Annotated in this window: 8 protein-coding genes; 1 reads left to right on the forward strand and 7 read right to left on the reverse strand. The window is 70.4% G+C overall.

What is annotated here, in order from left to right; all coding sequences use genetic code 11:
* The 6 genes from AOK01_RS25810 to tkt all read right to left on the reverse strand — a co-directional run.
* Positions 1–547, reverse strand: a 547-nt coding sequence (locus tag AOK01_RS25810; RefSeq protein ID WP_245702416.1) for an NAD(P)-binding domain-containing protein, incomplete at its 3' end; no start/stop codon positions are given.
* Positions 548–563: 16 nt separating this feature from the next.
* On the reverse strand, positions 564–2,213 hold the full coding sequence (pgi, locus tag AOK01_RS25815) for a glucose-6-phosphate isomerase (RefSeq protein ID WP_055515703.1): 1,650 nt from the start codon (positions 2,211–2,213) through the stop codon (positions 564–566).
* Positions 2,206–3,138 carry a glucose-6-phosphate dehydrogenase assembly protein OpcA gene (gene opcA, locus AOK01_RS25820; RefSeq protein ID WP_055515705.1) on the reverse strand — a complete coding sequence of 311 codons (933 nt, stop codon included), beginning with the start codon at positions 3,136–3,138 and terminating at the stop codon, positions 2,206–2,208. The genes pgi and opcA overlap by 8 nt, the downstream gene beginning before the upstream one ends.
* Positions 3,135–4,670 carry a glucose-6-phosphate dehydrogenase gene (gene zwf / locus AOK01_RS25825; protein ID WP_107099909.1) on the reverse strand — a complete coding sequence of 512 codons (1,536 nt, stop codon included), beginning with the start codon at positions 4,668–4,670 and terminating at the stop codon, positions 3,135–3,137. The genes opcA and zwf overlap by 4 nt, the downstream gene beginning before the upstream one ends.
* Positions 4,671–5,179: 509 nt before the next feature.
* On the reverse strand, positions 5,180–6,325 hold the full coding sequence (gene tal, locus AOK01_RS25830) for a transaldolase (protein WP_055515707.1): 1,146 nt from the start codon (positions 6,323–6,325) through the stop codon (positions 5,180–5,182).
* A gap of 34 nt (positions 6,326–6,359) precedes the next feature.
* Positions 6,360–8,453, reverse strand: coding sequence for a transketolase (tkt, locus tag AOK01_RS25835; protein ID WP_055515709.1), 2,094 nt, complete (start codon positions 8,451–8,453; stop codon positions 6,360–6,362).
* 144 nt (positions 8,454–8,597) lie between these two features.
* Here tkt and AOK01_RS25840 point away from each other — a divergent pair, with 144 nt between their 5' ends.
* Positions 8,598–9,509, forward strand: a complete 912-nt coding sequence (locus tag AOK01_RS25840) for a helix-turn-helix domain-containing protein (protein ID WP_055515711.1) — start codon at positions 8,598–8,600, stop codon at positions 9,507–9,509.
* 79 nt (positions 9,510–9,588) lie between these two features.
* Here AOK01_RS25840 and AOK01_RS25845 read toward each other — a convergent pair whose 3' ends face one another.
* On the reverse strand, positions 9,589–10,965 hold the full coding sequence (locus AOK01_RS25845; protein WP_055515713.1) for a glycoside hydrolase family 16 protein: 1,377 nt from the start codon (positions 10,963–10,965) through the stop codon (positions 9,589–9,591).
* Positions 10,966–11,008 lie beyond the last annotated feature (43 nt).

Consider the following 11,008-nt stretch of genomic DNA (forward strand, 5'->3'; position numbering starts at 1 on the left):
CCCAGCCCTCGGCGTAGGCCTGCATCATGGCGTACTCGATGCCGTTGTGGACCATCTTGGAGAAGTGGCCGGAGCCGACCTTGCCGGCGTGGACGAAGCCGGCGTCGCCCTCGGGCTTGAGGGCGTCGAAGACCGGCTGGACCTTCGCGATGTGCTCCGCGTCGCCGCCGACCATGAGCGCGTAGCCGTTGGCCAGGCCCCAGACGCCGCCCGAGACTCCGGCGTCGACGAAGCCGATGCCCTTCGCCGCGAGTTCCGCGGCGTGCTTCTCGTCGTCCGTCCAGCGTGAGTTGCCGCCGTCCACGACCACGTCGCCGGGCTCCAGGAGCTCGGCGAGCGCGTCGACGGTGGACTGGGTCGCCGCGCCGGCGGGAACCATCACCCACACCACCCGCGGACCCTTGAGCCTGCCCACCAGCTCCTCAAGGCTGTGGACGTCGGCGAGGTCCGGGTTGCGGTCGTATCCGATGACGGTGTGGCCTGCGCGGCGAATGCGCTCACACATGTTGCCGCCCATCTTGCCGAGGCCGACGAGGCCCAATTGCATGGCTGTCATTGTCAGGTCACTTCTTTCGGAGAGTGCGGTACGTGGCCACGAGGGCGGTGGTGGACGGGTCGAGGCCGGGGACATCGGCGCCCTCGGTGAGGGCCGGTTCGACGCGCTTGGCGAGGACCTTGCCGAGTTCGACGCCCCACTGGTCGAACGAGTCGATGTTCCAGACGGCGCCCTGCACGAACACCTTGTGCTCGTAGAGGGCGATCAGCTGGCCGAGGACCGAGGGGGTCAACTCGGCGGCCAGGACGGTCGTGGTCGGGTGGTTGCCGTGGAACGTGCGGTGCGCGACCTGTTCCTCGGGCACGCCCTCGGCCCGCACCTCGTCGGCGGTCCTGCCGAAGGCGAGCGCCTGGCCCTGGGCGAAGAGGTTCGCCATCAACAGGTCGTGCTGGGCGGCGAGTTCGGCGCCCAGGTCGGCGACCGGGTTGACGAAGCCGATCAGGTCGGCCGGGATCGTCCGCGTGCCCTGGTGGAGCAACTGGTAGTACGCGTGCTGACCGTTGGTGCCGGGCGTGCCCCACACGACCGGGCCGGTCTGCCAGTCGACGGGGCGGCCCTGGCGGTCCACGGACTTGCCGTTGGACTCCATGTCCAGCTGCTGCAGGTACGCCGTGAACCTGGACAGGTAGTGCGAGTACGGCAGCACCGCATGGGACTGCGTGTCGAAGAAACCGCCGTACCAGACGCCCAACAGGCCCAGCAGCAACGGCGCGTTGGACTCCGCGGGGGCGGTGCGGAAGTGCTCGTCGACGAGGTGGAAGCCGTCGAGCAGCTCCCGGAAGCGGTCCGGGCCGATCGCGATCATCAGGGACAGGCCGATCGCGGAGTCGAAGGAGTAGCGCCCGCCGACCCAGTCCCAGAACTCGAACATGTTGGCCGTGTCTATCCCGAAGTCCGCGACCTTCGCCGTGTTCGTGGACAGGGCCACGAAGTGCTTGGCCACGGCCTGCGAGTCGCCGTCGAGCCCGGCGAGCAGCCAGTTGCGCGCCGAGGTCGCGTTGGTGATCGTCTCGATGGTGGTGAAGGTCTTCGAGGCGACGACGAACAGTGTCTCGGCCGGGTCCAGGTCCCGTACGGCCTCGTGCAGGTCGGCCCCGTCGACGTTCGAGACGAAGCGGACGGTCAGGTCCCGGTCGGTGAAGGCGCGCAGCGCGTCGTACGCCATCGCCGGGCCCAGGTCGGAGCCGCCGATGCCGATGTTGACGACATTCCTGATGCGCCTGCCGGTGTGCCCGGTCCACTTGCCGGAGCGGATCCGCTCGGCGAAGCCGGCCATCCGGTCGAGCACGGCGTGCACCTTCGGCACGACGTTCTCGCCGTCGACCTCGACGACCGCGTCACGCGGGGCGCGCAACGCGGTGTGCAGGACGGCGCGCTGCTCGGTGACGTTGATCGGCTCGCCGCGGAACATCGCGTCGCGCAGCCCGAACACGTCGGTGGCGGCGGCGAGTTCCTGGAGCAGCGCGAGCGTCTCGTCGGTGATCAGGTGCTTCGAGTAGTCGATGAGCAGGTCACCCACGCGCACGGTGTAGCGCTCGGCACGCTCCGGGTCCGCGGCGAACAGCTCGCGCAGCCGCGGATGGAGGAGCGCGCCGGCCCGGTGGTCCTCCAGGGCGGTCCACTCGGGGCGGCGGGTGAGCCTCGGTGTGTCAGACACGGCTCTGCCTCTCGGCGTCGTGCCCGTGCAGGGCGATGGCGTACATCTCGTCCGCGTCGAGCCTGCGCAGTTCCTCGGCGATCAGCTCGGAGGTGGAGCGGACCTTCAGTGCGAGGGTGCGCGAGGGCTGGCCCGGCAGGGACAGCGTCGCGAGGGGGCCCTCGGGGCGGTCGATGACGATCTCGCCGCTCTCGGTGCCGAGCTTCACGGCGGTGACCACGGGCCCTGCGGTGACGACCCGCTCCACCGAGACCTTGAGGCGGGCCTCCAGCCAGCGGGCGAGCAGTTCGGCGCTCGGGTTCTCGGCCTCGCTCTCGACGACGGCCGAGGTGATCCGCGTACGGGCCTGGTCGAGGGCGGCGGCGAGCATGGAACGCCAGGGTGTCAGCCGGGTCCAGGCCAGGTCGGTGTCGCCCGGCGCGTACGCGACGGCGCGCGCCTCCAGTGCGGCGAGCGGGGTCTCCACCGCGTACATGTCGGTGATCCGGCGCTGGGCGAGGGCGCCCAGCGGGTCCTTGACCGGGACCTCCGGTGCGTCCACCGGCCACCAGACGACGACCGGCGCGTCCGGGAGCAGCAGCGGCAGGACCACCGAGTCGGCGTGGTCGGACACCTCGCCGTACAGCCGCAGGACGACCGTCTCGCCGGTGCCGGCGTCCGCGCCGACCCGTACCTCGGCGTCGAGGCGGGAGTTCGTGCGGTCGCGGGAGGTGCGGGCGTGCCGCTTGATGACGACGAGGGTGCGCGAGGGGTGCTCGTGCGAGGCCTCCTCGGCCGCCTTGATCGAGTCGTACGCGTTCTCCTCGTCCGTCACGATGACCATCGTCAGGACCATGCCCACGGCAGGTGTGCCGATGGCGCGGCGGCCCTCCACGAGAGCCTTGTTGATCTTGCTTGCCGTGGTGTCGGTCAGGTCGATCTTCATGGCCTGCGCCAGCTCCGTCCGTCTCGTGCGAGCATCTCGTCGGCTTCCCCGGGACCCCAGCTGCCCGAGGCGTACTGCGCCGGCCTGCCGTGCGTGTCCCAGTGCTCCTCGATCGGGTCGAGGACCTTCCAGGACTCTTCCACCTCCTGGTGACGGGGGAAGAGGTTGGCGTCGCCGAGCAGTACGTCCAGGATCAGGCGTTCGTACGCCTCGGGGCTGGACTCCGTGAACGACTCGCCGTACGCGAAGTCCATCGACACGTCCCGGATCTCCATCGACGTACCCGGCACCTTCGATCCGAAGCGCACCGTCATGCCCTCGTCGGGCTGCACCCGGACGACGATCGCGTTCGCGCCGAGTTCCTCGGTGGCCGTGGAGTCGAAGGGGGAGTGCGGGGCCCGCTGGAAGACGACGGCGATCTCGGTGACGCGGCGGCCCAGGCGCTTGCCGGTCCGCAGGTAGAAGGGGACGCCCGCCCAGCGGCGGTTGTCGACCTCCAGCTTGATCGCCGCGTACGTGTCGGTCGTCGACTCGGGGTCGATGCCGTCCTCTTCGAGGTACCCGCGCACCTTCGCGCCGCCCTGCCAGCCCTCGGCGTACTGGCCACGCACGGTGTGCTCGCCCAGGTCCGCCGGCAGCCGCACGGACTTGAGGACCTTGAGCTTCTCGGTGAGCAGCGAGTCGGCGTCGAAGGCGATGGGCTCCTCCATCGCGGTGAGCGCCATCAGCTGCAGGAGGTGGTTCTGGATGACGTCACGGGCCGACCCGATGCCGTCGTAGTAGCCCGCGCGACCGCCGATGCCGATGTCCTCGGCCATCGTGATCTGTACGTGGTCGACGTACGACCGGTTCCAGATCGGCTCGTACATCTGGTTGGCGAAGCGGAGCGCCAGGATGTTCTGGACGGTCTCCTTGCCGAGGTAGTGGTCGATACGGAACACCTGCTCCGGGTCGAACACCTCGTGCACGACCCGGTTCAGCTCGCGTGCGCTCTTCAGGTCGCGGCCGAACGGCTTCTCGATCACCGCGCGCCGCCAGGAACCCGCGGGCGCCTCGGCCAGACCGTGCCTCTTGAGCTGCTTGACGACCTTGGGGAAGAACTTCGGCGGTACGGAGAGATAGAAGGCGTAGTTGCCGCTGGTGCCCCGGGAGGCATCCAACTCGTCGACGGCCGCCCGCAGTTGCTTGAACGCCGTGTCGTCGTCGAAGTCGCCCGGGATGAACCGCATGCCCTCGGCGAGCTGCTGCCAGACCTCCTCACGGAACTCGGTACGCGCGTGCTCGCGGACCGAGTCGTGCACGATCTGGGCGAAGTCCTCGTCCTCCCAGTCGCGCCGGGCGAAGCCGACGAGGGAGAAGCCGGGCGGCAGCAGACCGCGGTTGGCCAGGTCGTAGACGGCCGGCATGAGCTTCTTGCGCGACAGGTCGCCCGTCACACCGAAGATGACCAGACCGGAGGGCCCGGCGATCTTCGGGAGGCGGCGGTCCTGGGGGTCGCGGAGGGGGTTGTCCCAGTCGTCCGCGAGGTCCAGGGCCCGGGCGAGGTCCTGGAGCGCGAGGCCGGCCGCAGTGGCGTCGGACGCCGCGTCCGCCGCCGTCGCTCCCGCCGCCGCCTTGGGCGTCGCGTGCGCCGCCGCGCCGCGCGGGGCGGCGGGAGCGACGGCCCTGTCGGCGGCCTTCGCGCCCTTCGCGGCCGGCGTGCTCTTCGTGCTCTTCGTGCTCTTCGCGGTCTTGGCAGGCTCGGCGCTCTGCGCGGCTTTCGCGGTCTTCGCGGCCCTGGCGGTCTTGGCAGCCGGCACGCTCTTCGTGCTCTTCGCGGGTTTCACGGCCGTCCCGGCCGGCGCGGTCGTCGTCGGCTTCGAGGCCGTCGAGGCTGTCGCGCTCTTCGAGGCAGTCGCGGCCTTGGCGCTCTTCGCGGCCTTCGCCGCTTTGCGCCGCGCCGCCGGGGCGGGGGCGGAGGCGGAGGCGTCCGGTGTCGTACCGCCCTCCGCCGCCGTACCGGCCTCCGCCGGGATTCCCTCGGGCGAGGTCCTGCTCCTGCTCATTCCCCGTCAACTCCCTTGCTGCTCAGCGAGACCGCGACGGCGTCCAGCAGCTCGCCCCAGGCGGCCTCGAACTTCGCCACGCCCTCGTCCTCCAACTGCCGTACGACCTCGTCGTACGAGATGCCCTGATTCTCGACGGCCGCCAGGTCCGCGCGGGCCTGGGCGTAGCCGCCGCTCACCGTGTCGCCGCGGATCTCGCCGTGGTCGGCGGTGGCGTTCAGCGTGCCCTCGGGCATCGTGTTGACCGTGCCGGGCGCGACCAGCTCGTCGACGTACAGCGTGTCCTTGTAGGCCGGGTCCTTGACGCCGGTCGAGGCCCACAGCGGGCGCTGCCTGTTGGCACGGGCCCCGCCGAGGGCGTTCCAGCGGGCACCGCCGAACACCTCCTCGTACGCCTCGTACGCGAGCCGCGCGTTGGCGAGCGCCGCCCTGCCCTTCAGCGCGAGGGCCTCGTCCGTGCCCACCTTCACCAGCCGCTTGTCGATCTCGCTGTCGACACGCGACACGAAGAAGGAGGCGACGGAGTGGATGGTGGCGAGGTCGAGTCCCGCGGCCTGTGCCTTCTCCAGGCCTGCCAGGTAGGCGTCCATCACCTCGCGGTAGCGTTCGAGGGAGAAGATCAGCGTGACGTTGACGCTGATGCCGAGGCCGATGGCCGCCGTGATCGCGGGCAGGCCCGCCCTGGTCGCCGGAATCTTGATCATCACGTTCGGGCGGTCGACCAGCCAGAAGAGCTGCTTGGCCTCGGCGATCGTCGCCCTCGTGTCGTGGGCGAGACGCGGGTCGACCTCGATGGAGACCCGGCCGTCCCGGCCGCCGGTCCCGTCGTACACCGGGCGCAGTATGTCGGCGGCGGCGCGGACGTCGGCCGTGGTCATCATCCGTACGGCCTCGTCGACCGTGACGCGGCGCGCGGCGAGGTCGGCGAGCTGCTCCCCGTACCCCTCGCCGGAGCCGATCGCGGCCTGGAAGATGGACGGGTTGGTGGTGACGCCGACCACGTGCCGGGTGTCGATGAGTTCGGCGAGGTTGCCGGACGCGATGCGCCCCCGGGACAGGTCGTCCAGCCAGATGGAGACGCCTTCGCCGGACAGGGCCTTCAGCGGGTCCGCGATGGTGATTGTTTCGGTCACAGTGATCATCTTCCTTGGTGCGGTCGGATCAGCGACGGTGGGGTCAGCGGCGGTCGGTCGAGCGGCCGGTGGCCGAACCGAGTGCGGCGCGCGCGGACGCGGCCACGTTCTCGGCCGTGAAGCCGAACTCGGCGAACAGGGTCGCGGCGTCGGCGGAGGCACCGAAGTGCTCCAGGGAGACGACGCGTCCGTGGTCACCGATGTACCGGTACCAGGTCAGACCGATACCGGCCTCGACCGCCACGCGGGCCTTCACAGATGTCGGCAGGACGCTCTCCCGGTACTCGGCGGACTGCTCCTCGAACCACTCCACGGACGGCATCGACACCACCCGGGTGCCCACTCCCTCGGCTTCCAGCTGTTCGCGTGCCGCGACGGCGAGCTGCACCTCGGAGCCGGTGGCGATCAGGATCACCTCGGGCTCCCGGGTGGAGGAGTCGCGCAGGACGTAGCCGCCCTTCGCCGCCTCGGCGTCGGCCTCGTACGTCGGTACGCCCTGACGGGTGAGGGCCAGACCGTGCGGGGCCGGGTTCGTCGCGTGGCGCCTGGTGATCTCGGCCCAGGCGATCACGGTCTCGTTGGCGTCGGCCGGGCGCACGATGTTCAGCCCGGGGATGGCGCGCAGCGAGGCCAGGTGCTCGACCGGCTGGTGGGTGGGGCCGTCCTCGCCGAGGCCGACGGAGTCGTGCGTCCACACGTACGTCACCGGGAGCTGCATGAGGGCGGACAGGCGGACGGCGTTGCGCATGTAGTCGGAGAACACCAGGAAGGTGCCGCCGTAGATGCGGGTGTTGCCGTGCAGCGCGATGCCGTTCATCTCCGCGGCCATGGAGTGCTCACGGATACCGAAGTGGATCGTGCGGCCGTACGGGTCCGCCTCCGGCAGCGGATTGCCCCGCGGCAGGAACGAACTCGTCTTGTCGATGGTCGTGTTGTTGGAGCCGGCGAGGTCGGCGGAGCCGCCCCACAACTCGGGGAGCACGTCGCCGAGTGCCTGGAGGACCTTGCCGGATGCCGCGCGGGTCGCCACGGAGGTGCCGGCCTCGAACGTGGGCAGCGCGGCCTCCCAGCCCTCGGGCAGCTGTCCGGACACGATCCGGTCGAAGAGCTTCGCGCGCTCGGGCCGGGCGGTGCGCCACTCGGCGAGCTGCTTGTTCCAGCCGGCGTGGGCCTCGGCGCCGCGGTCGAGGGCGCGCCGGGCGTGGTTCAGTACCTCGTCGGAGACCTCGAAGGTCCGCTCGGGGTCGAAGCCCAGCAGGCGCTTGGTGGCCGCGATCTCGTCCGCGCCGAGCGCCGAGCCGTGCGAGGCCTCGGTGTTCTGGGCGTTCGGGGCGGGCCAGGCGATGATCGTGCGCATCGCGACGATCGAGGGGCGCCCGGTCTCGGCCCTGGCGGCGGTCAGGGCCTCGTACAGCGCGGGCACGTCGATGTCGCCGCCGAGTGAGGGCTCGATGCGCTGCACGTGCCAGCCGTACGCCTCGTACCGCTTCAGCACGTCCTCGGAGAAGGCCGTGGCGGTGTCGCCCTCGATCGAGATGTGGTTGTCGTCGTAGAGGAAGACGAGGTTGCCGAGTTGCTGGTGGCCCGCGAGCGACGACGCCTCGGCGGAGATGCCCTCCTCCAGGTCGCCGTCGGAGACGATCGCCCAGACGGTGTGGTCGAAGGGGGACTCGCCCTCGGGGGCGTCCGGGTCGAAGAGACCGCGCTCATAGCGGGCGGCCATCGCCATGCCCACCGCGTTGGCGACACCCTGGCCCAGCGGGCCCGTGGTGGTCTCGACCCCGGCCGTGTGGCCGTACTCGGGGTGTCCCGGCGTCTTCGAGCCGTGGGTGCGGAACGCCTTCAGGTCGTCGAGCTCCAGCTCGTAGCCGGCGAGGAAGAGCTGGGTGTAAAGGGTCAGCGAGGTGTGGCCGGGGGACAGGACGAAGCGGTCACGGCCGGTCCACTCCGGGTCCGCGGGGTCGTGGCGCATCACCTTCTGAAAGAGGGTGTACGCGGCCGGGGCCAGGCTCATCGCGGTGCCCGGATGGCCGTTGCCGACCTTCTGCACGGCGTCCGCCGCCAGCAGACGGGCCGTGTCGACGGCTCGCCGGTCCAGTTCGGTCCACTCCAAGCTGTCAGGTGTCTGCGCGCTCATCTTCAAGAAGTCCTCGCTGGAAGCCCGATGTTGCTCTGTTGTCTTCAACCTTAAAAGTCAGACTTTTACGGGGGAAGGTCGCCCTGTGTCAGCCTGTGGTGAAAGTGGGACAACGACCACGGACCGAGCCGACACGAGAAGGACATGGCGGACACAAGCAGCCAGTACGAAGACGGCGGGGCCGGGATCAGGACCTTTCCCTTCCCCGTCGACCTGAGCGTCCTCGGCGTGGGCATGCAGGTGGGCCCGATGGAGGCAGGCCGCGGCTGGCATCTGGGCGAGCAGATCGAGCGCGTCCACCGCATCGACTTCCACGTGGTCCTGCTCTTCCGGGGCGGTCCCGCCGGGCACACGCCCGTCCGGCACATGATCGACTTCGACGAGTACGAGGCGGGGGACGGCGAGATCCTGTGGATCCGCCCCGGCCAGGTGCACCGCTTCTCCGCGGCGGCGGACTACCGCGGCACCGCCCTGATCATGCAGCCGGGCTTCCTGCCCCGCGCCACCGTCGAGGCGACCGGCCTCTACCGCTACGACCTGCCGCCGCTGCTGCGCCCCGACCCGGCCCAGCTCACCGCCCTTGAGGATTCCCTCGCCCAGCTGGAGCGCGAGTACGTCGACACGGGCACCCTGCCGCTCAGCCTGCACACCGCCGTGCTGCGGCACACCCTGACCGCGTTCCTGCTGCGCCTGGCCCACCTGGCGGCGGGCGCCGCCGACACGGCGCACGAACAGGCCGACAGTACCTTCACCCGCTTCCGCCAGGCCGTGGAGAAGGGCTTCGCCACCAACCACAGCGTCAGTGCCTACGCCGACGCCCTCGGCTACTCCCGGCGCACCCTGGTCCGCGCGGTCCGCGCCGCGACGGGCGAGACCCCGAAGGGCTTCATCGACAAACGGGTCGTCCTGGAGGCGAAGCGCCTGCTGGCCCACACGGACATGCCGATCGGCCGGATCGGCGCCGTCGTGGGCTTCCCCGACGCGGCCAACTTCTCCAAGTTCTTCACCCAGCACACGGGGACGACGCCGGTGGCGTTCCGGGCGGAGCTGCGCTGAGACGCCCGTGGAGGGGCGGCCCGAACGGCCCGCCCCTCCACGTACGAACTCCACGTACGAACTGATCTGTTGCCGGTTGTCAGTGACCGAAGTTGAACCAGTTGACGTTCACGAAGTCCGCCGGCTGGCCGCTCGTGAAGGTCAGGTAGACGTCGTGCGTGCCGGTGACGTTGCTGATGTTCGCGGGTACGGTCCGCCAGCTCTGCCAGCCACCGGTGTTGGCGAGGGCGAAGCTGCCGATGGGGGTACTCGTACGGCTGTCCAGACGCACCTCGACGAGGCCGCTGACGTTGTTCCCGGCGCCGCTCGCGACCCGGGCGCTGAACTGCCGGGCCGCGGAGGAACCGAAGTTGACGCCCTTGTACTGCACCCAGTCGCCGTTGGCGAGGGCGCCGATGTTCTGGCCGCCGCCCGAGTCGGTCGTGGTCTCGGTGAACGTGCCGCTCTGACCGTCGAACGACTCGGCCTGGATCGCGCTGTACGCGTCACGGTTGCCGGGAGTGGTACCGCCGCCACCGGACTGGAGCACCTGGACGTAGTCGACGACGAGCGGGTTGCCGGGCACCGTGGCGCCGTCCGGGCCACCGCCGAAGGCGTCCACGAAACCGCCGCCCATCGCCACGTTCAGGATGATGAAGTACCCGTGGTTCGTGGCGTTCGCCCAGGTCGTCGAGTCGACCTGGTTCGCCCGTACGGTGTGGTAGTTGACGCCGTCGACGTAGAAGCGGATCTCCTCCACGCTCGTCGAACGGTCCCACTCCATGGAGTACGTGTGGAAGCCCGCCTGGCAGGTCGCGCCGGGGCAGGCGGTGGAGCCGCCGAGGCCGGTCGTCTCGTTGCACGGGCCGCCCGGACTGCTGCCGCAGTGCATGGTGGCCCACACGGTGTTGAGGCCCTGGACGTTCTCCATGATGTCCAGCTCGCCGACGCTCGGCCAGTTCTGGTAGTTGCCGCGGTAGGGCGCGCCCAGCATCCAGAACGCCGGCCAGTAGCCGCGGGCGGCGGCGCCCGTCACGTTCGGCATCTGGATGCGGGACTGGACGCGCAGCTTGCCGCCGGCGGGCGGCTGGAAGTCGGTGCGGTTGGTCTCGATGCGGCCCGAGGTCCAGTTGCCCGAGGCGTCGCGCCGGGGGGTGATCCGGAGGTTCCCGGAGCCGTCGAGCGCCACGTTGTTGGTGCTGGACGTCATGTTCTCGATCTCGCCCGTGCCCCAGTTGGTGGGCCCGCCCGGGTAGCCGTGGCCGGTCGCGTACTGCCAGTTCGCGGTGTTGACGCCGGTGCCCGCGGTGCCGTTGAAGTCGTCGACGAAGACCTGGGTCCAGCCGCTGGGCGGCGCGGGCGCGTCCGCCTTCGCCGCCGTGGCCCCGGCTGCCGCCAGGCTCAGCACGCCGACCAGCGCGATGACGGTACGCCGGAGCCGGCCGGGTCTTGCGGGGGTGCCGGAAGTTTCCCTCATGGGTGCCTCTTCGGGTACGGAGTGGGGGGTACGGAATGGGGGG

Origin of the sequence: Streptomyces aurantiacus (assembly GCF_001418335.1) — a bacterium.
Classification (GTDB): Bacteria; Actinomycetota; Actinomycetes; order Streptomycetales; family Streptomycetaceae; genus Streptomyces; species Streptomyces aurantiacus.